At 71.2% G+C, this 20170-nt stretch carries 15 protein-coding genes; 8 read left to right on the top strand and 7 right to left on the bottom strand.

The genetic code is table 11. The features are described 5' to 3' along the window. Positions 1–208: 208 nt before the first annotated feature. Positions 209–433, bottom strand: a complete 225-nt coding sequence (locus WFH25_RS17680) for a DUF7455 domain-containing protein (protein WP_070418799.1) — start codon at positions 431–433, stop codon at positions 209–211. Positions 434–600: 167 nt separating this feature from the next. On the opposite strand from WFH25_RS17680, the gene WFH25_RS17675 reads away from it, so the two are divergent. Next, entirely contained in the window at positions 601–2718 is a 2118-nt protein-coding gene (locus WFH25_RS17675) for a DNA gyrase/topoisomerase IV subunit B (RefSeq protein ID WP_071295250.1), read from the top strand. Between the two features lie 534 nt (positions 2719–3252). Here WFH25_RS17675 and WFH25_RS17670 read toward each other — a convergent pair. Next, complete coding sequence (locus WFH25_RS17670) at positions 3253–5739, bottom strand: DNA gyrase/topoisomerase IV subunit A (protein ID WP_336698800.1); 2487 nt, start codon at positions 5737–5739, stop codon at positions 3253–3255. Positions 5740–5765: 26 nt separating this feature from the next. Between WFH25_RS17670 and WFH25_RS17665 the strand changes: the two genes are divergently transcribed. After that, positions 5766–6917 carry an alkaline phosphatase family protein gene (locus WFH25_RS17665; RefSeq protein ID WP_336698799.1) on the top strand — a complete coding sequence of 384 codons (1152 nt, stop codon included), beginning with the start codon at positions 5766–5768 and terminating at the stop codon, positions 6915–6917. 24 nt (positions 6918–6941) lie between these two features. On the opposite strand, the gene sepH is transcribed toward WFH25_RS17665, so the two are convergent. Then, positions 6942–7967 (bottom strand): septation protein SepH, encoded by a 1026-nt coding sequence (gene sepH, locus WFH25_RS17660; RefSeq protein ID WP_070418803.1) that lies wholly within the window; start codon positions 7965–7967, stop codon positions 6942–6944. Between the two features lie 265 nt (positions 7968–8232). Here sepH and WFH25_RS17655 point away from each other — a divergent pair, with 265 nt between their 5' ends. Next, on the top strand, positions 8233–8532 hold the full coding sequence (locus WFH25_RS17655) for a DUF4193 domain-containing protein (RefSeq protein WP_031263038.1): 300 nt from the start codon (positions 8233–8235) through the stop codon (positions 8530–8532). Between the two features lie 139 nt (positions 8533–8671). Here WFH25_RS17655 and WFH25_RS17650 read toward each other — a convergent pair whose 3' ends face one another. Then, complete coding sequence (locus WFH25_RS17650; protein WP_070418804.1) at positions 8672–9103, bottom strand: DUF3093 domain-containing protein; 432 nt, start codon at positions 9101–9103, stop codon at positions 8672–8674. A gap of 65 nt (positions 9104–9168) precedes the next feature. Between WFH25_RS17650 and dut the strand changes: the two genes are divergently transcribed. From dut to dxs, 5 genes are all read left to right on the top strand, one after another. Further along, positions 9169–9660: a dUTP diphosphatase gene (gene dut, locus WFH25_RS17645; RefSeq protein ID WP_070418805.1), complete on the top strand. Its 492-nt coding sequence runs from the start codon at positions 9169–9171 to the stop codon at positions 9658–9660. Continuing rightward, on the top strand, positions 9657–10379 hold the full coding sequence (locus WFH25_RS17640; protein WP_229086592.1) for a DUF3710 domain-containing protein: 723 nt from the start codon (positions 9657–9659) through the stop codon (positions 10377–10379). The genes dut and WFH25_RS17640 overlap by 4 nt, the downstream gene beginning before the upstream one ends. Before the next feature lie 25 nt (positions 10380–10404). Then, positions 10405–11157: a DUF3159 domain-containing protein gene (locus WFH25_RS17635; protein ID WP_336698797.1), complete on the top strand. Its 753-nt coding sequence runs from the start codon at positions 10405–10407 to the stop codon at positions 11155–11157. Between the two features lie 129 nt (positions 11158–11286). Then, on the top strand, positions 11287–14103 hold the full coding sequence (gene acnA / locus WFH25_RS17630; protein ID WP_071302914.1) for an aconitate hydratase AcnA: 2817 nt from the start codon (positions 11287–11289) through the stop codon (positions 14101–14103). A 109-nt stretch (positions 14104–14212) separates the two neighbouring features. After that, positions 14213–16159, top strand: coding sequence for a 1-deoxy-D-xylulose-5-phosphate synthase (dxs, locus tag WFH25_RS17625; protein ID WP_229086590.1), 1947 nt, complete (start codon positions 14213–14215; stop codon positions 16157–16159). A gap of 171 nt (positions 16160–16330) precedes the next feature. Here the strand turns inward: dxs and WFH25_RS17620 are convergent, their stop codons facing one another. The 3 genes from WFH25_RS17620 to WFH25_RS17610 form a co-directional block, all read right to left on the bottom strand. Continuing rightward, positions 16331–16687, bottom strand: a complete 357-nt coding sequence (locus tag WFH25_RS17620) for a hypothetical protein (RefSeq protein WP_336698796.1) — start codon at positions 16685–16687, stop codon at positions 16331–16333. A 94-nt stretch (positions 16688–16781) separates the two neighbouring features. Next, entirely contained in the window at positions 16782–18920 is a 2139-nt protein-coding gene (locus WFH25_RS17615; RefSeq protein WP_071302917.1) for a 3-hydroxyacyl-CoA dehydrogenase NAD-binding domain-containing protein, read from the bottom strand. Positions 18921–18922: 2 nt separating this feature from the next. Further along, on the bottom strand, positions 18923–20134 hold the full coding sequence (locus WFH25_RS17610) for a thiolase family protein (RefSeq protein WP_070418811.1): 1212 nt from the start codon (positions 20132–20134) through the stop codon (positions 18923–18925). Positions 20135–20170: the final 36 nt, after the last annotated feature.

Raw genomic sequence — 20170 nt, 5'->3', positions numbered from 1 at the left:
GGCCGCCCCCCGCCCCCCCCCCCGCCCCCCCCCCCCCCCCCCCCCCCCCCCGCCCTCGCCCCCCCCCGCCGCCCCCCCCCCCCCCCCCCCCCCCCCCCCCCCCCCCCCCCGCCCCCCCCCCCCCCCCCCCCCCCCCCCCGCCGGCCGGCGGGGGCGCCCCCCCCCCCCCCCCCGCCTCCTGTCTGTTCAGCGCTCGCGTCTGTGGGCGCTACTTCGACTCGTAGAGTCGGCTGCTCTCGTCGTGCCACTCGATGGCGGTCGCTGCGAGCTTGTCCTTGAACTCGGCGCCGTGGTGCGCACAGAAGTACAGCTCACCGCTGGCCATGGTGGCCCGGATGTACGCCTGCGCGCCGCAGCTGTCGCAACGGTCGGCAGCGGTGAGCTGGTGGCTGCTGACTTCGTCGATGGAGAGGTCCTGCACGGTCTGGGTCATTGCTGTGCTCCTCACGGATCGCAGGTGGTGCGGCTTGGTCCACCTATTTCAACACGTGATGCCTGAGAGTGGCGCATTGTGATCGCCCGTTTCGCTCAGCGCGGATCGGCTGTCCCCAGTCCGAGTGTCCGCGCGGTGGTGTCGGTGCGGATCGCTAGCATCGGAAGGTGAGCTCCGACTACTCTGCACGCCATCTCTCCGTCCTCGAAGGGCTCGAGGCGGTCCGCAAGCGTCCGGGCATGTACATCGGGTCGACGGACTCCCGCGGGCTCATGCACTGCCTGTGGGAGATCATCGACAACTCCGTCGACGAAGCCCTCGCCGGGCACGGCGACGAGATCGGCGTGCTGCTGCACCCCGACGGTTCGGTCGAGGTCCGCGACACCGCTCGTGGCATCCCCGTCGACGTCGAGCCGAAGACCGGTCTGACCGGGGTCGAGGTGGTGTTCACGAAGCTCCACGCGGGTGGCAAGTTCGGTTCCGGGTCGTACGCCGCGTCCGGTGGGCTGCACGGTGTCGGTGCCTCGGTCGTGAACGCGCTGTCGGAGCGCCTCGACGTCGAGGTCGACCGGGGCGGCAAGACCTACGCGATGTCGTTCCACCGCGGCGAGCCGGGCACGTTCGCCGGCGACGGGCCGGACGCGCCGTTCACCCCCTTCACCTCCGGCAGCGAGTTGCGCGTCGCCGGCAAGGTGAAGAAGGGCGTGACCGGGTCCCGCGTGCGGTACTGGGCCGACCGGCAGATCTTCACCTCCGACGCGAAGTTCAGCACCAGCGACCTCGTCAGCCGAGCGCGCCAGACGGCCTTCCTCGTGCCCGGGCTCGGCATCACCATCACGGACGCGCGGCCCGCCTCGATCGAGGCAGCGGCAGCGCGGGCGGAGGCCACGGGCACTCCTGTCGAGCCCGGTCCCGTCGTCGAGCGCTTCCGGTACGAGGGCGGGATCGGTGAGTTCGTCGAGCACCTCGCCCTCGACTCCGCCGTCACCGACGTCTGGCGAATCCAGGGGACCGGCACCTTCACCGAGACCGTGCCGATGCTCGACGACAAGGGCCACATGGTGTCGACCTCGGTGTCGCGTGAATGCGAGGTCGACCTCGCGCTGCGATGGGGCAGCGGCTACGAGACGGTGTTCCGCAGCTTCGTCAACATCATCGCGACGCCCAAGGGCGGCACGCACCAGGCCGGCTTCGAGTCCGGCGTGGTCAAAGCCGTGCGCGCCCAGGTCGAGGCGAACGCCCGCAAGCTGAAGGTCGGGCAGGACAAGCTCGAGAAGGACGACGTGCTCGCCGGCATGACCGCGGTGCTCACCGTCCGCCTGCCCGAGCCGCAGTTCGAAGGTCAGACGAAGGAGGTCCTCGGCACCCCGGCGGTCCGGAAGATCGTCGACCAGGTCGTGTCGAAGCGCCTCACCGAGATCCTCACGTCGACGCAGCGCACCGAGAAGGCCCAGGCAGCGACCCTGCTCGAGAAGGTCGTCGCCGAGATGAAGACGCGCATCTCGGCCCGGGCGCACAAGGAGACCCAGCGCCGGAAGAACGCGCTCGAGAACTCCTCGCTGCCGACGAAGCTCGCCGACTGCCGCAAGCAGGACGCCGAGGGGACCGAACTCTTCATCGTCGAGGGCGACTCCGCGCTCGGCACCGCCAAGCTCGCGCGGAACAGCGAGTACCAGGCGCTGCTGCCGATCCGCGGCAAGATCCTCAACGTGCAGAAGGCGTCCGTCTCGGACATGCTCTCGAACGCCGAGTGTGCCTCGATCATCCAGGTCATCGGCGCCGGCTCCGGCCGGACGTTCGAGATCGACCAGGCCCGCTACGGCAAGGTCATCATCATGTCCGACGCCGACGTCGACGGCGCCCACATCCGGACGCTCCTGCTCACGCTGTTCTTCCGGTACATGCGGCCGATGATCGAGCAGGGTCGGGTGTTCGCCGCCGTGCCGCCGCTGCACCGGGTCGTCGTGGTGAACCGTGGCAAGGCGAACGACACGCTGTACACCTACTCCGAGGCCGAGCTGCAGGCCGTACTGAAGAAGCTCGAGAAGCAGGGCAAGAAGTACCAGGAGCCGATCCAGCGGTACAAGGGCCTCGGCGAGATGGACGCCGACCAGCTGGCGGAGACCACGATGGACCGCACGCACCGGACGCTGCGCCGGGTGAACATCACCGATGCCGAGGGTGCTGCGAAGGTCTTCGAGCTGCTCATGGGCAACGACGTGGCGCCGCGCAAGGAGTTCATCCTCGCCGGCGAGGGCCTCGACCGCGACCGTATCGACGCGTAGGCGGCGCGGCGCGCTGCGCGCGCGGCGCCGCCGAGTCTCGCCTCAGCGGACACTTTCGCGCCGCGGCTGCGCGAGTTCTGTCCGCGAGGCCGAGTCTCGGCGCCGCCGTGCGGCGCGACCTCACGCGCTCGGCGACACGTCACGCGGCGCTGGCGCCGTGACGTGTCGCCAGCCGCGTGAGTTCGCAGCGTGTTGCGGTGGTCGGGGCGGTGGTCGTCCCCATGGGCGGACGGGAGGCGCGGTGCGGGGCCGTCCCGCGCCTCCCGTCCGCGTGCTCACGCGGTGGGCGACAGTTCACGGGGCGAGGGGCCCGTGAACTGTCGCCTGGCGCGAAAAGTCGCCGCCGGCACGGCCGCGCGCGCGGGCGAGTCTCGGCTGGGCGGACGGTCTCGCGCCGCGGCGGCGCGAGTTCTGTCCGCGGGGCCGAGTCTCGGCGTCCGCCGCGGCGCGGCCGCGTGTTCACGCGGTGGGCGACAGTTCACGCGGCGAAAGGCCCGTGAACTGTCGGCTGGCGCGAAAGGTCGCGCGGCGCGCCTACGCCTCGCCGGCGGTGCCGTCGAGCGCCGCCGCACTCCCACCGATCGAGTCGATCACGGCGTCGAGCGGCGCCCCCGACCCGTCGCGCTTCGACAGCCAGTCCGGCAGCGTCCGGGCAGCGCCGTCCGACCCGACCGCGTGCGGGGGAGCGATGCCCGCCCACGCCACCGTCAGGCCGTCCTCGCCCTTGAGGAACGCGTGCGCCCGCACACCCTGGGTCGCACGGCCCTTCGCCGGGAACTCCGACAGGGCCGAGACCTTGGCGCGGCCGGTGTCGGTGCCGGGCAGGGCCGAGGACGACGCCGAGACCGTCGCGACCACGGCGTCGTCGGAGCGGGCGACGGATCCGAACCAGATCGCCGAGGCACCCGCGGCGAGGGCCACACCGGCGACTCCACCGGCGGGGAGGCCCTGCGCACGGACGCCAGACGCCGGGAACCGCAGCAGCTGCGCGTTCGAGGTGATGAACACGAGGTCGTCCGACTCGGGCGCCTGGGCGGCACCGACGACCGCGTCGCCGGGCTTCAGCCCGATCGCGGGGAACTCGGGCTTGTCCGGCCAGGCTCCGGGCACGACGCGCTTCACGACGCCCTGCACGGTGCCGATGGCGAGCGAGTCCGACGAGGCGCCGGAGAGATCGACGAGGGCGACCACGGTCTCGCCGCGGGCGATGCCGAGGAAGTCCGTCACCCGGACGCCGGCGTCGAGCCGGACCGCGGCCGGCGGCACGGCGGGGACGTCGACGGGGGAGAGCCGGATCACGCGCCCGGTCGAGGTGAGCGCCCCGACCTGCCCGCGCACCGAACTGACGATCGACGAGCGGACGGCGTCGTGCTTGGACCGCTTCGGCACCCGGACGATGCCGAGCTCGGACGTCGGGATGTCGACGCGGATGAGCCGCCCCGTGGTCGAGAGCAACACGCGGCACGGCGAATCGGCGATCTGCAGGGACTCCGGGTCGACCGCGGCCTTGCGACCACCCTTGACGGGGGCGTCGGCCTCGGTGAGCAGGGTCCGGCGCGGGGTCGCGAACCGGTCGGACACCTCGGTGAGCTCGAGCGCGACCTGGGCACGGAGCCGCTCGTCGGACGCGAGCAGTTCCTCGAGCGCGGCGATGTCGGCGAGCAGCTGGTCGCGCTCGCCCTCGAGCTCGAGGCGTGAGAACTTCGTCAGGCGCCGGAGCCGCAGTTCGAGGATGTACTCGGCCTGCACCTCGGACAGGTCGAACACCGTCTGCAGGCGGGAGCGCGCCGCCTCGGAGTCGTCCGAGGAGCGGATGACCTCGATGACCTCGTCGATGTCGAGGATCGCGATGAGCAGTCCCTCGACCAGGTGCAACCGCTCGCGGCGACGCGCGAGCCGGTACTCGGACCGCCGGGTGACGACGGACAGCCGGTGCTGCACGTAGACGTCGAGCAGCTCGCGCAGCCCGAGGGTCTTGGGCGATCCGCCGACCAGCGCGACGTTGTTGATGCCGAAGCCGTCCTCGAGCGGGGTGTGCTTGTACAGCTGCTCGAGCACGGCGGTGGGGTTGAAGCCGCTCTTGATGCCGATGACGAGCCGGAGCCCGTGGTTGCGGTCGGTCAGGTCGTTCACGTCGGAGATGCCGACGAGCTTCTTCGACTGGACGCCGTCCTTGATCTTCTCGATCACGCGCTCCGGGCCGACCAGGTACGGCAGCTCGGTGACCACGAGGCCGACCTTGCGCGGGGTGAGGTTCTCGACGCTCACCTTCGCGCGCGTCCGGAACGAGCCGCGGCCGCTGGCGTAGGCGTCGCGCACGCCGGAGAGCCCGACGATGGTGCCGCCGGAGGGCAGGTCGGGGCCCGGCACGAACTCCATCAGTTCGTCGAGCGTCGCCTGCGGGTTCATGAGCAGGTGCTTCGCGGCCTCGACCACCTCGCCGAGGTTGTGCGGCGCCATGTTCGTCGCCATGCCGACCGCGATGCCCGACGCGCCGTTGACGAGCAGGTTCGGGAAGGCCGCGGGCAGCACGCCCGGCTGCATGATCTGGTTGTCGTAGTTCGGGACGAAGTCGACGACGTCCTCGCCCAGGCCCTCGGTCATGGCCATCGACGGTTCGGCGAGGCGGGCCTCGGTGTAGCGGGCGGCCGCGGGACCGTCGTCGAGCGAGCCGAAGTTGCCGTGTCCGTCGACGAGCGGCACGCGCATCGTGAACGGCTGCGCCATGCGCACGAGGGCGTCGTAGATCGCGCCGTCGCCGTGCGGGTGCAGCTTGCCCATCACCTCGCCGGTGACGCGGGCGCTCTTCACGTGGCCGCGGTCGGGCCGGAGCCCCATCTCGGCCATCTGGTAGAGGATGCGCCGCTGCACGGGCTTCAGGCCGTCGCGTGCGTCGGGGAGTGCCCGTGAGTAGATGACGGAGTACGCGTACTCGAGGAAGGAGCCCTGCATCTCCTCGGAGACGTCGACGTCCTCGATGCGTTCACCGTCGGGCAGGCCGACTGCTTCCGTGCGTGCCATGGCACCCTTCTGCGAGACTGGGGGAGATGGGAACAAGCGTACCGACGGCCCCCGACGCCACCGCGAACCTCGCCGACGTCTTCCCGAGTTGCCTCGTCGCGCTCGGCGCTGCGGACGACGCCTGGTTGCGTTCCACCGGACTGGAGGCGCGGATCACCCTCCGCCCCGCCCGTTCCGCGATCGTCGTGCTGGTCGACGGCCTCGGTGCCGGCGCGCTGGCAGCGCGCGCCGGACACGCCCGCTGGCTCGCCGCCAGCAAGAAGCGACTGCGCAGCGGCTTCCCGACGACGACGGCGGCCGCACTGAGCACGCTGACGACCGGTCGGTCGCCCGGCACCCACGGCGTGGTCGGGTACAGCGGCTGGAACCCCGACACCGGCCGGGTGATGAACCTGCTGAGCGGCTGGGACGACGAGGTCCCGGCCGACTGGTTCCTCGCCCGCACGCTGTTCACCGAGGCGCCGGCGCTCGGCGTCGACCCCGTGGTGGTCGGACCCGCCCGGTACCGCTCCTCGGGGATGACCGCCAACGTCCTCGGCGGCGCGCGCTACGTCCCGGCCGACTCGATCCCGCAGCGCGTCGATGCCGCCCTCGCCGAGACCGCGACGGGGCGCTCACTCGTGTACCTCTACGTCCCGGAGCTCGACTCGATCGGGCACAAGCACGGCTGGCAGTCCGACCGGTGGACCGCGGCACTCGAACTCCTCGACGGCGAACTCGCTCGGCTCGAGGGCCGTGCCGCCGCCGACGTCGGGATCGTCGTGACGGCCGACCACGGCGTGCTCGACGTCCCCGACCACGCGAACATCGCGCTCGACCCGCTCCTGCTGACCGACGTCATCGGGGTCGCCGGCGACCCGCGCTGCCGGCAGTTCACGGTCGCACCGGGCACCGACGTCCGCTCCCTCGTCGGGCAGTTCCGGGCGCGCTACGGCAAGAAGGCGTACGTCGCGAGCCGTGACGAGGCGATCGCCGCCGGCTGGTTCGGCGACGTGTCGGACGAGGTCGTCCCGCGCATCGGGGACGTCGTGCTCGTGGCACGGGGGTCTTGGGCGTTCAACGACGACCGGGCCCTGCGCGACGGCGAGTCACCGAAGCGCATGGTCGGCCAGCACGGTGCGATGACCGACGAGGAGACCATGGTGCCGCTGCGCCTCGCCGGGGCGTTCGCGCAGTAGCACGAGCACGGGCGTCGCCGGGGATCAGGCCGGGTCGTCGTCCGGCCGGGTCCCGAAGACGATCTCGTCCCAGCTCGGCATCGACCGTCGGTTCCGCTTCTTGCGGTCCTGCCGCCCGGCCTCGGCCTCGGGTGCGGAGGTGGGTCGAGCGTCCGGCTGCGGCGCGGTGTCCGACGAGTCCTCGAAACCCTGCAGCGGGATGTCGACGACGCTGATCGAGGTCCGTCGTCCGTCGTCCTGCGGCTGTTCGCCGAAGGCCGCGGCCTCGCGCTCGCCACGACGGCGGCGGAGCGCCTCGAGCAGGTCGGCGGTCTCGTTGCCGGGGGCGCGTTCCTCGACGGCGGCTCCGATGCGGGGGAGCGGCGCGCGGAGCGGACGCTCCTGCACCTCGGGGTTCGTGACGTCCTCGTCGGGTTCGTCGACCCGGAACGCGCCGGAGTCGAACCGCGTCCCGTCGGTGTCCTGGTGGTCGTTCTCGACCGCACGGAGCCGCGGCGCGATGCCCTCGTCCTCGGTGTGGGAGAGCCGGTGCGCGTCGCCGTTGTCGGGCGTCAGCGTCGACGTCTTCGGGTCGAAGCGCCACTGGGCGTCGTGCTCGACCTCGGCGGCCGTGTAGTGCACGCGGACCTGCCAGCCGCTCTCGACGTGCTTCCACGACGCCCAGGCGATCCCGCTGGCCTCGCCCGCCTCGAGCTTGGCGGTGATCGCCTCGCCGAAGGTGTCGGGCGACTCGTCGTCGACCGGGGTGACCGGCACGCGGTGCGCGGCGTCGAGGATGAAGGCACGCTCGGCGAGGACGGGGCCCTCGAAGCGCCGCACGTACTCGACGTCGACGTCGAGCGCCAGGGCGACCTCGGCGGCATCGGCACCGCCGCGGATCCGCGCCTGCACGTCCTTGGGGGACACGCGCTTGTGCGGACCGGACTCGGGGTTCGCCTGCCGGACCTGACCGGGCAGCGACGAGGTGACGGGCAGTCGGAACTCGGTCCCGCCGTCGGTCGCGAGCAGGAGTGCCCCGGACTCCACCCCGATGACTCTCACGTCTTGCATGGTTCCGCCTTCCGAGCGTCGCGTACGGTCGTGCCTCGTACCCCGTGAGTATGCAGCCGTCCGGACCCGATCCCGCGGAGGCGCACGGGCGTGCCGTGGACTCCCGTGCGAGCGTTTCCGGACAGCGGGAATGGACGGGCGGGCACACGGGTTGCAGCGCCAGAACGACCCGCCGGAGACTTCGGTTTGCGCTCTGGCGAGACGTGGTGCAAACTGTCGCCGCCGATCACCGGCGACGACCTCTCGATACGAGAAATGGATGGGCATGGCCACCGATTACGACGCCCCCCGGAAGACCGACGACAACTCCGACTCGGAGTCGATCGAGGCCCTCAAGGAGCGCGTTCCCGACAAGATGTCGGGGGTCGTCGACGATGATTCCGACAACCCCGGCAGCTTCGAGCTCGCCGGACAGGACCTCAGCGACGTCGACCTCGACGTCGTCGTGCTCCCGCCCCAGGTCGACGAGTTCACCTGCGTCGAGTGCTTCCTCGTGAAGCACCGCTCGCAGCTCGACCACGAGTCGAAGCTCGGCCCGGTCTGCGCGGAGTGCGCGGCGCTCTAGGGAACGCACGAAACCAGAACGGCCCGTCACCGCGAGGTGACGGGCCGTTCTGCGTGCGCTGGGCGGGCAGACGTGCGCCGTGCCGGACAGGAGGCGCGGGTCGGGCCCGCACCGCGCCTCCTGGATCGCAGGTGGGGACTCAGGACCGCAGGGCGGCGACGACGGCCGACGGGTTGCGGACGCTGACCAGCCAGTAGGGCGTCGGGTCCGCGGGGTCCTGCACCTCGACCTTGACGACCCCGCGCACGTAGCCGCGGAAGAGCGTCCAGGCGCGGGCGTCGAGCTTCGGCCCGCGCTGCGTGGTGGCCTCGGCGCCCTCGTAGCCCTCGACCTCGCCCACGAGCGTCCGCGGTAGGTGCGCCCGACCGGCGCGGAACTCGGTCTCCGTGACCTCGATGGTCGGAGCCAGCGCCCAGAGCAGCACGAGCACGCCGAGGTACATGCCGACCGCCACGAGGACGCCGGCGAGCACGCTGATCGGCAGGAACACGAGGAGGCTGGCGGGGATGACGAGCGCCGTCGCCAGGTAGAGGACGGGCGGAGCCCACAGTCGTTCGCGGTACAGGGTCACGACACCATTCGACCACGACTCCGACCAGGTCACGGAACGGTCACGGTCTGCACTACCCTCGACACGTGACCGAACCAGTCGACGTGCTCTGGACCGGGGAGAACGCTCCCGGATACGCCCACCCCGGTGACGCCGGTGCGGACCTCGTCTCGACCGAGGCGTTCGTCCTGCAGCCCGGCGAGCGTCGGCTCGTGGGCACGGGCCTCAAGATCGCGCTGCCGGACGGGTACGCCGCGTTCGTGGTCCCGCGCAGCGGTCTCGCCGCGAAGCACGGCATCACGATCGTGAACGCCCCCGGCACCGTCGACGCCGGGTACCGCGGCGAGATCAAGGTCGCGCTGCTCAACACCGACCAGGCCGCCGCGCACGAGGTGCACGTCGGAGACCGCATCGCCCAGATGATCGTCATGCCGGTCCCGCGCGTGTCGTTCACCCGCGTCGACGAGCTGCCCGACAGCGTCCGCGGCCAGGGCGGGTTCGGCTCGTCGGGCTACGGTGACCGGAGCGGTGCCGTCAGCGGCGCCGCGGACAACGCTCAGGAAGGAACGCGCGCATGAAGTTCGGCCGACGCAAGCGTGACGAGGTCGAGGTGGCGGACGCCGTCGCCGACGAGGTCGAGGTGGCCGAGACGACGCCGGAGGTCGACATCGCGATCGACGCCGACGCCGACCTCGACGAGGTGGACGCCGTCGCGCCGACCGACAAGTCCGCGCCCGAGGACCGTGCCGAGAGCGGCCCGCACGACGAGACCGAGGCGAACCTGGTCCGTCCGTACGTCGACCTCGGCGGTGTGAAGGTCCTCCCGCGCGAGGGGCTCCACCTGCGGCTCGAGGTGGAGGAGGGCTCGCAGCGCGTCGTCGCGGTCGGGCTCGACTACGACGAGTCCACGCTGCAGGTGCAGCCGTTCGCCGCACCCCGCTCCACCGGGCTCTGGCACGAGATCCGCGCCCAGATCGCCGAGCAGATCGAGCGCCAGGGCGGCATCGTGTCCGAGGTCGACGGTCCGTTCGGCCCCGAGCTCCGCGCCCAGGTCCCGGTCGTCTCCGACGGCACGGGCGTCACCGACGGGGCCCGCCCCGCGCGGTTCATCGGCGTCGACGGCCCGCGCTGGTTCCTGCGCGGCGTGATCGCCGGCAAGGCCGCCGAGCAGCCCGACGACGCGGCCGAGATCGAGGACCTGTTCCGCAGCGTCGTCGTGGTCCGCGGGACCACCCCGATGCCGCCGCGCGACCTCATCCCGCTGCACATGCCGAAGTCGACGCAGTCGGCCATCTGACCGGCGACCCGAACCAGGAGGCACGGTGCCGGACCACGACGACACCACCCGTCCCGAGGCGGACGCGCCCGACGCGCTGCCCTCGTTCAGCGACCAGATGCGTGCCGCCGTCGCCAACACCGGGCTCGGCAAGGTCGCGCCGGGCGAGGCGCCGTCGGGGCATGCCCTCGTCGCGGCCATCGGCGGCGTGCGCGGCCTGGTCGAGTCCGTCCTGCCCGGGCTCGCGTTCCTCGTGGTCTACGCGATCACGAAGGAGGTCGTCCCGAGCGTCCTGATCCCGGTCGCGATCGGCGTCGTGTTCGTGGTGCTCCGTCTGCTGCAGCGCCAGTCGCTCGTGATGAGCCTCGCGGGGATCCTCGGCGTGGCGATCTCCGCCGGCCTGGCGCTCATCACCGGGCGGGCCGAGAGCAACTTCATCCCCGGGATCGTCATCAACGCCGTGTGGCTCGTCGGGCTGCTCGTGACGCTGGTGATCCGGCAGCCGCTCATCGGCCTGGTCGTCGGGTTCTTGCTCCCGCCGAACGAGGACGGCACCCCGCAGGACTGGCGTCGCGACCCGGCGAAGCGCCGTGTGCTCACCGTTGCGACCTGGCTCTGGGTCGGACTCTTCGCGATCCGGCTCCTCATCGAGGTGCCGCTGTACCTGACCGCCCAGGTCGAACTGCTCGCCGGCATCAAGCTCATCACGGGCGTCCCGCTCTACGCCGCCCTGCTCTGGGTGACCTGGCTGCTCGTCCGGACGGTGTTCAAGCGCGAGGGTGATGCCACCCGGGTGTAGAGTTGTCTCGACATCGAGATAATTCCCCGCGGCCCTTCCCGGGCTGGCGGGTTTAGGTTTGCCTTGCTGGTGGGACGCCTCGCGCCCCGCTTGGATGGGGGCACACCGATCAACCAGGGAGGCGGCACAGTGGCTGCAGTCAACAGCTTCGGCTCGAAGGACACGCTGTCGGTTGGGGGTGTCGACTACGCGATCCACCGGATCGACACGGTGCCCGGGCACGAGAAGCTCCCGTACAGCCTGAAGGTGCTGCTCGAGAACCTCCTCCGCACCGAGGACGGCAAGAACGTCACCGAGGACCAGATCCGCGCCCTCGGGTCGTGGCAGCCCGACGCCGAGCCGGACACCGAGATCCAGTTCTCGCCGGCCCGCGTGGTCATGCAGGACTTCACCGGCGTCCCGTGCATCGTCGACCTCGCCACCATGCGCGAGGCGATGGCCGAGATCGGCGGCGACCCGAACAAGATCAACCCGCTGTCGCCGGCCGAGATGGTCATCGACCACTCCGTCATCGCCGACCTCTTCGGTCGCGAGGACGCACTCCAGCGCAACACCGACCTCGAGTACGAGCGGAACGGTGAGCGCTACCAGTTCCTCCGCTGGGGCCAGACCGCGTTCGAGGACTTCAAGGTCGTCCCGCCCGGAACCGGCATCGTGCACCAGGTCAACATCGAGTACCTGGCGAAGGTCACCTACACGCGTGACTTCGACGGCGAGACCTACGCCTACCCGGACACCCTCGTCGGTACCGACTCGCACACCACGATGGTGAACGGGCTCGGCGTGCTCGGCTGGGGCGTCGGCGGCATCGAGGCCGAGGCGGCGATGCTCGGCCAGCCGGTGTCGATGCTCATCCCGAAGGTCGTCGGCTTCAAGCTGTCCGGGTCGATCCCGGCCGGCGTGACCGCGACGGACGTGGTGCTCACCATCACGCAGGAGCTCCGCAAGCACGGCGTCGTCGGCAAGTTCGTCGAGTTCTACGGCGAGGGCGTCGGCGAGGTCCCGCTCGCGAACCGCGCCACCATCGGCAACATGTCGCCGGAGTTCGGCTCCACGGCGGCGATGTTCCCGGTCGACGACGTGACGCTCGACTACCTCCGCCTCACCGGCCGCTCCGAGGACCAGATCGCGCTCGTCGAGGCCTACGCCAAGACCCAGGGCCTCTGGCACGACGCGGCGGTCGAGCCGAACTACTCCGAGTACATGGAGCTCGACCTCTCGACGGTCGTCCCCTCGATCTCCGGCCCGAAGCGCCCCCAGGACCGCATCGAGCTCTCGAAGGCGAAGACCCAGTTCGAGGTCGACCTCGGCAACTACACGACGCCGAGCGAGCAGACCGACCTCGACGACGCGGTGGAAGAGACCTTCCCCGCCTCCGACCCGATCGCCGCCGGTTCCACGAACGAGGACACCGCGCTGCACGAGCACGTGTACGTCTCGAGCGCCCCGTCGACGGCCTCCCAGCCGACGAAGGTCGCGATGGACGGGGCCGACCCGTTCACGATCGACCACGGTGCCGTCGCGATCGCCGCGATCACGTCGTGCACGAACACGTCGAACCCGTCGGTCATGATGGCCGCCGGCATCCTCGCCCGGAACGCCGCGAAGAAGGGCCTCACCGCGAAGCCGTGGGTCAAGACCACGCTCGCGCCGGGGTCGAAGGTCGTCACGGACTACTACGAGAAGGCCGGTCTCACGACCTACCTCGAGCAGCTCGGCTTCTACACGGTCGGCTACGGCTGCACCACGTGCATCGGCAACTCGGGCCCGCTGCCGGAGGAGATCTCGCAGGCCGTGCAGGACAACGACCTCGCCGTCACCGCGGTGCTCTCGGGCAACCGCAACTTCGAGGGGCGCATCAACCCCGACGTGAAGATGAACTACCTGGCCTCCCCGCCGCTGGTCATCGCGTACGCCCTCGCCGGGTCGATGCACTTCGACTTCGACAAGGACGCCCTCGGGCAGGACCAGGACGGCAAGGACGTCTTCCTGCAGGACATCTGGCCCGACGCGGTCGAGGTCCAGCAGGTCATCGACGCGTCGATCGACACCGAGATGTTCACCCACGAGTACGGCTCCGTGTTCGAGGGCGACGACCGCTGGAAGAACCTGCCGACCCCGACGGGCGACACGTTCGAGTGGGACACCGAGTCGACCTACGTGCGGAAGCCCCCGTACTTCGAGGGCATGACCATGCAGCCCGACGCGGTGTCGGACATCTCCGGCGCCCGGGTGCTCGCGAAGCTCGGCGACTCGGTCACGACCGACCACATCTCGCCGGCCGGGTCGATCAAGGCCGACAGCCCGGCGGGCAAGTACCTCGCCGAGCACGGCGTCGACCGCAAGGACTTCAACTCCTACGGCTCGCGTCGCGGCAACCACGAGGTCATGATCCGCGGCACGTTCGCGAACATCCGCCTCCGCAACCAGCTCCTCGACGGCGTGGAGGGCGGCTACACCCGCGACTTCACCACGCCGGACGGTGCGCAGTCGTTCATCTACGACGCCTCGCAGCACTACCAGGAGCAGGGCATCCCGCTCGTCATCTTCGGCGGCAAGGAGTACGGCTCCGGTTCGTCCCGCGACTGGGCGGCGAAGGGCACGAACCTGCTCGGCGTCCGCGCGGTCATCACCGAGAGCTTCGAGCGCATCCACCGCTCGAACCTCATCGGCATGGGCGTCGTGCCGCTGCAGTTCCCCGCCGGCGAGTCGGTCGAGTCCCTCGGGCTCGACGGCACCGAGGTCGTCTCGATCTCCGGCCTGACCGAGCTGAACGAGGGCCGTACGCCCAAGACGGTGCACGTCACGGCTGCGCCGAGCGAGCACTCGCCCGCCGGCAAGGAGACGATCGAGTTCGACGCGGTCGTCCGCATCGACACCCCGGGTGAGGCGGACTACTACCGCAACGGCGGCATCCTGCAGTACGTGCTGCGGTCGCTCGTCTGACGCACCCGTCCGACGGACAGGAGGCGCGGTGCCAGCTGGCACCGCGCCTCCCGTCCGTTGTCGGGTCACGCGCATAGAGTGGGCCGACAGCCCCACGAAAGGAGCGCCCGTGAGTCTGCTCTCGAGCATCACGTCGCCGCGCGACCTGAAGCGTCTCTCCGACGCGCAGATGACGGACCTCGCCGCCGAGATCCGACGCTTCCTCGTCGCCGAGGTCGCGAAGACCGGCGGCCACCTCGGCCCGAACCTCGGCGTCGTCGAGCTCACGCTGGCCATGCACCGGGTGTTCGACTCGCCGCACGACCCGTTCGTCTTCGACACCGGGCACCAGTCGTACGTGCACAAGCTCGTCACCGGGCGGCAGGACTTCTCGCGGCTGCGCGAGCGGGGCGGCCTCGCCGGGTACCCGCAGCGGAGCGAGTCGGAGCACGACATCGTGGAGTCCTCGCACGCGTCCTCGTCGCTGTCCTGGGCGGACGGCATCTCGCGCGCGTTCGTGCAGACCGGCCAGGCCGACCGGACCGTGGTCGCGGTCGTCGGCGACGGTGCGCTCACCGGCGGGATGACGTGGGAGGCCCTCAACAACATCTCCGACGGCAACGACCGTCGACTCGTCATCGTCGTCAACGACAACGGGCGCTCCTACGCGCCGACCATCGGTGGCATGGCGCGGTTCCTCAGCTCGGTGCGCACGCGCCGCGAGTACCGGGCGCTGTTCGAGAAGTCCCAGGCCGCGGCGGCGCGGTTCGGCGCTCCCGGGCGGGCGCTCTACCGCGGGATGCGCGGCGGGCTGCACGGGTTCCTCTCGCGGTTCACGAACAACGAGGCGCTCTACTCGAACCTCGACATCAAGTACATCGGGCCGGTGAACGGGCACGACCAGCGGGCGATGGAGGCCGCACTCCGCCAGGCGAAGGCGTACGGCGCGCCGACGATCGTGCACGCCATCACCGAGAAGGGGCACGGGTTCGAGCCCGCGCTGCGCGACCAGGCCGACCAGTTCCACGCGGTCGGGCACATCGACCCGGAGACCGGGGAGTCGCTCGACGTGTCGTCGGGGCCGTCGTGGACCTCGGTGTTCGCCTCGACGCTGGCCGAGGTCGGTGCGTCGGACGAGAAGATCGTGGCGATCACCGCGGCGATGCTCCGCCCGACCGGGCTGCACCTCTTCCAGGAACAGCACCCCTCGCGCGTGATCGACGTCGGGATCGCCGAGCAGCACGCCGTGACGACCGCGGCCGGACTCGCGTTCGGCGGCCTGCACCCCGTCGTGGCGCTCTACGCGACGTTCCTGAACCGGGCGTTCGACCAGGTGCTCATGGACGTCGCGCTGCACAGGGCCGGCGTCACCTTCGTGCTCGACCGCGCGGGCATCACCGGACCGGACGGGCCGTCGCACCACGGCATGTGGGACCTCGCCTTGCTGCAGGTCGTGCCCGGGATCCGGATCGCCGCACCCCGTGACGCCGCGACCCTGCGCGAGGAGTTCCGCGAGGCCGTCGCCGTCGACGACGCACCCACCGTGCTGCGCTGGTCGAAGGGACAGGTCGGGCCGGACATCGTCGCGGAGCGTCGACTCCCGGACGGGGTGGACGTGCTGCGGTCGCCGTCGTCCGACCAAGAGCCGGACGTCCTGTTCGTCGCCGTGGGCTCGATGGTGCCGGTGGCGCTCGACGCGGCGGCGCTGCTCGAGTCCCAGGGCATCGGCGTGACGGTCGTCGACCCGCGGTGGGTGGTGCCGATCCCCGCGTCGCTCATCGACCTGTCGCGTGACCACCGGCTCGTGATCACGCTCGAGGACGGGGTGCGGGTCGGTGGCGTCGGGACGCGGCTGCGGCAGGACCTGCGCGCTGCGGGTGTCGACACCGGGGTGAACGAGCTCGGGCTGCCGGACGCGTTCATCGACCACGCGTCGCGGTCCCAGATCCTCGAGGACGTGGGCCTCACCGCGCAGGCGATCGCTCGAGACGTCATCGACCAGGTCGTCGGGACGAAGCTGCCGCAGGCGAAGCCGGCGCGGGCGGCGTCGCGCTCCCGGGAGTCCGCCGACCGCTGAGCGGCGCGGGCGGGGCGCGCCGGTCGTGGCGCGGCCCGGCGGCGCGGCCCGGTCCGGCGGCGCGCGGTTCGGTCGGCCGGCGCACAACGCAAGTCACGCCGAACCGCGGATCGCCGTGGTTCGGCGTGACTTTCGTTGTGCGGGCGCGGCGCGGGCGCGGCGCGGGCGGGGCTAGTGCGGCGCGGGCGGCCCGGCGGCCGCGGACACGAGCTCGCGCAGGATCGCGCAGGCCATCGGCGTCACCCAGAGGACCTGGCCGTACGACAGGCCGTCGCGGCCCTCGCGGATGATCTCCACGCGCGAGGACGTCGGCCCCTCGCGCGAGAACGTCATGACGATGTTCTCGGCGCGGAGGGCGAACGAGGCCCGGCGGCCGATGACGGCTCCGTCCGGACGGATCTCCATCGCCGCGGCACCCGGGACGGCGTGCACGGCGCGGTCGAGCAGCTCCGGGACCTCGTCGAGCGGCACGGGCACGACGACGCTGGGGTGCCCGGTCGTCCTCGGTGCCCACCACTCCTGTGCCATGGTTCGACCGTACGCCGCACAACGAAAGTCACCCCGAACCACGGATCGCCGTGGTTCGGGGTGACTTCGGTTGTGCGGAGCCGAGCGGCCGCAGCTAGCGCGAGGCCGGCCCGACGATCAGCGGCTCGTGGAACGCCCCGCCGAAGACCCGCTCGGACGCACCGGAGCGGTCGAGGTACGGGCTGATGCCACCGGCCTGGAACGGGTAGCCCGCGCCGAGGATGAGCCCGAGGTCGATCTCCTCGACGTGCTGGACGACCTCGTCCTCGAGCATGCGGTGCAGCTCGTCGGCGAGGGCGTCCTCGAAGCGGCGCTGCATCTCGGCAGCGTCGACCGGCTTCGCGTCCTTCTTCGACGGTGCGACGAGCTTCACGGCAGCGGGGTCGTACCCGGTCGCCGTGCCCTTCTTGTCGCGGGTCAGGATGTGCCCGAACTCGGCGATCTTCTTCAGGCCGTCACCCGGGTAGAAGCGCTCCGGCCAGGCGGCGTGGTGCGAGTCGAGCACGTGCGCACCGACCGGCAGGCCGACGAGCTCGAGCAGCTCGAACGGGGACATCGGCAGGCCGAGCGGCGCAGCGCCCTGGGCGACGACGTCGAACGACGTGCCCTCCTCGACGCCGCGCATCGCCTCGCCGAGGACACGGGCGAGCACCCGGTTCACGACGAAGCCCGGCTGGTCGGCCGTGATGATCGCGGTCTTCTTGAGGGTCTTCGCGACGGCGAGGGCCGTGGCGAGGGTCTCGTCGGAGGTCGAGGCGGTGCGCACGACCTCGAGCAGCGGCATCACGGCGACGGGGTTGAAGAAGTGGAACCCGACGAGTCGCGACGGGTCGGACAGCACGGAGCCCATCTCGGACACCGACAGCGACGAGGTGTTCGTGGCGAGGATCGCGTCCGGAGCGATGACCTGCTCGATCTTCCGGAAGACCTCCTGCTTGACGCTCATCTCCTCGAAGACGGCCTCGATGACCCAGTCGGCGTCCGCGAACGCGTCGTAGGACACCGACCCGGACACGAGCGCCTTGATGCGGTTCGCGTCGTCGGGGGAGACCCGGCCCTTGTCGAGGAGCTTGTCCACCTCGCCGCGGATCCGCTCCACGCCGGCGTCGACGCGGGACTGGTCGACGTCGGTGATGACGACCGGGACGCCGAGGCGTCGGGCGAAGAGCAGCGCGAACTGGGACGCCATCAGGCCGGCGCCCAGGACGCCGACCTTCGTGACGGGGCGCGGCGAGACGTCCGCGGGGGCGCCCACCGGCTTCTTCGCGCGCTTCTGCACGAGGTCGAACGCGTACATCGACGCGGCGAACTGGTCGCCCGAGATGAGGTCGGCCAGGGCGTCGTCCTCGTCGGCGAACCGCTCGTCGAGCGAGCCGGACTTCGCCGCGGCGACGAGGTCGAGCGCCCGGAACGGCGACTTCGGGACCGTGCCGATCTTCGACGCGACCTGGCTGCGGGCGACCTTGACGACGGTGCCCCACGCGGCCTTCTCGATCATGCCGGGCTCGTTCTTCCGCACGACCTTGGTGCGACCGGACACGACGCCGTCGATCCACGCCACCGCGGACGGCAGGAAGGTGACCGAGGGGATGAGCGCGTCGCCGATGCCGAGCTCGACCGCGGCCGGCCCGTCCATCAGGCGGTTGTTCTTGAGCGGGTTCTCGACGATGACGCGGAGCGCCTTCTCGGGGCCGATCAGGCGGGGGAGCAGCGTCGCGCCGCCCCACCCGGGGATGATGCCGAGGAAGACCTCGGGGAGCCCGATGCCCTGCGCGGCCGACGAGAACGCCCGGTACGTGCAGTGCAGCCCGATCTCGAGGCCACCGCCGAGCGCGATCCCGTTGATGAGCGCGAAGGAGGGGACGCCGAGGTCGGAGAGCTTCCGGAGCGTCGCGTGTCCGAGGGCGGCCAGGTCGTGGGCGACGTCCCGCGACGGCACCGAGGCGGCCTGCGAGAGGTCGGCACCGGCGGCGAAGCAGTACTCCTTGCCGGTGATCGCCACGGCCTGGATCGTCCCGGCGGACGCTTCGGTCCGCAGGGTGTCGAGGACCCCGGAGAGCTCGTGCAGCGTGCGCGGCCCGAGGGTCGACGGTCGCTTGTAGTCCTTGCCGTTGTCGAGCGTGATGAGCGCGAGCGTGCCACCGGACGGCAGCGCGACGTGCTTGAGGTACGAGTGGGTGACCACCTCGTCCTCGCTGAGGGCGAGGAGCTGGTCGTTGTCGACGATGGTCATGGTCACGCCGCCTTCCGTGCCGCGGACTTGCTGAAGTTCGGGTTCTCCCAGATGACGGTGCCGCCCTGGCCGAGCCCGATGCACATCGTCGTGATGCCGTACCGGACGTCCGGGCGTTCGGCGAACTGGGCCGCGAGCTGGGTCATCAGGCGGACGCCGCTCGAGGCGAGCGGGTGCCCGACGGCGATCGCGCCGCCCCAGGCGTTCACGTTCGTCGAGTCCTGGGCGATCCCGTAGTTGTCGAGGAAGGCGAGCACCTGGACGGCGAACGCCTCGTTGATCTCGAACAGCCCGATGTCGTCGATCGACAGCCCGGCCTTGGCCAGCGCCTTGTCGGTCGCGGGCACCGGTCCGATGCCCATCACCTCGGGGTCGACGCCCGCGAAGGCGAACGAGACCATGCGCATCTTCGTCGGCAGCCCGTGCTGCTTCGCGGCGTCGGCCGAGGCGAGCAGGCTCATGGTGGCGCCGTCGTTCAGGCCTGCCGCGTTGCCGGCGGTGATGCGTCCGTGCGAGCGGAACGGCGTCTTCAGCGCTGCCAGGGCCTCGAGCGTGGTGCCGGGGCGGGGCGGCTCGTCACTGGAGACGATGTCCCATCCCTCGCCGGTGTTGACCTCGACCGGCACCAGGTCCGGCTGGAGCTTGCCCGCGGCCCACGCGGCGGCGTAGCGCTGCTGGGACTGGACGGCGTAGGCGTCCGTGCGGTCCTTGGTGATCGCGGGGAAGCGGTCGTGCAGGCGCTCGGCGGTCTTGCCCATCACGAGCGCGTCGCCGTTGACCATGCGCTCGGCGATGAAGCGCGGGTTCGGGTCGGAGTTGAAGCCCATCGGGTGGCGCCCCATGTGCTCGACACCGCCGGCGATGGCGACGTCGGCCGCGCCGAACGCGATGGCGCCGGCGAGGGTGGTCACGCTCGTCATGGCACCGGCGCACATGCGGTCGATCGCGTACCCGGGGACGGTCTTCGGGAGGCCGGCGAGCATGCCGACCGTCCGGCCGAGGGTGAGCCCCTGGTCGCCCTGCTGCGTGGTGGCCGCCACGGCGACGTCGTCCACCGCGGCCCCGTCCAACGAGGCGTTCCGGTCGAGGAGTCCGCGCATCGCGTGCACCGCGAGGTCATCCGCGCGGGTCTTCCAGAACACCCCCTTCTCCCCGGCTCGTCCGAACGGTGTCCGAACTCCGTCGACGAAGACGACGTCTGCTGCCTTTGGCAATCTGGGCCTCCAGATCCTCGTTGATCAGGCTGGGCG

This window comes from Curtobacterium sp. USHLN213, assembly GCF_037144815.1.
GTDB lineage: Bacteria > Actinomycetota > Actinomycetes > Actinomycetales > Microbacteriaceae > Curtobacterium.
This window is presented reverse-complemented; position numbering and strand designations above follow the sequence as displayed.

What these genes read in the sequence shown, in the direction of transcription:
- WFH25_RS17640 (WP_229086592.1), top strand. Translation starts at nt 9,657, where the DNA reads ATGAAGTTCGGCCGACGCAAGCGTGACGAGGTCGAGGTGGCGGACGCC.
- sepH (WP_070418803.1), bottom strand. Translation starts at nt 7,967, where the DNA reads ATGCAAGACGTGAGAGTCATCGGGGTGGAGTCCGGGGCACTCCTGCTC.
- WFH25_RS17620 (WP_336698796.1), bottom strand. Translation starts at nt 16,687, where the DNA reads ATGGCACAGGAGTGGTGGGCACCGAGGACGACCGGGCACCCCAGCGTC.
- WFH25_RS17665 (WP_336698799.1), top strand. Translation starts at nt 5,766, where the DNA reads ATGGGAACAAGCGTACCGACGGCCCCCGACGCCACCGCGAACCTCGCC.
- WFH25_RS17680 (WP_070418799.1), bottom strand. Translation starts at nt 433, where the DNA reads ATGACCCAGACCGTGCAGGACCTCTCCATCGACGAAGTCAGCAGCCAC.
- WFH25_RS17655 (WP_031263038.1), top strand. Translation starts at nt 8,233, where the DNA reads ATGGCCACCGATTACGACGCCCCCCGGAAGACCGACGACAACTCCGAC.
- WFH25_RS17670 (WP_336698800.1), bottom strand. Translation starts at nt 5,739, where the DNA reads ATGGCACGCACGGAAGCAGTCGGCCTGCCCGACGGTGAACGCATCGAG.
- WFH25_RS17615 (WP_071302917.1), bottom strand. Translation starts at nt 18,920, where the DNA reads ATGACCATCGTCGACAACGACCAGCTCCTCGCCCTCAGCGAGGACGAG.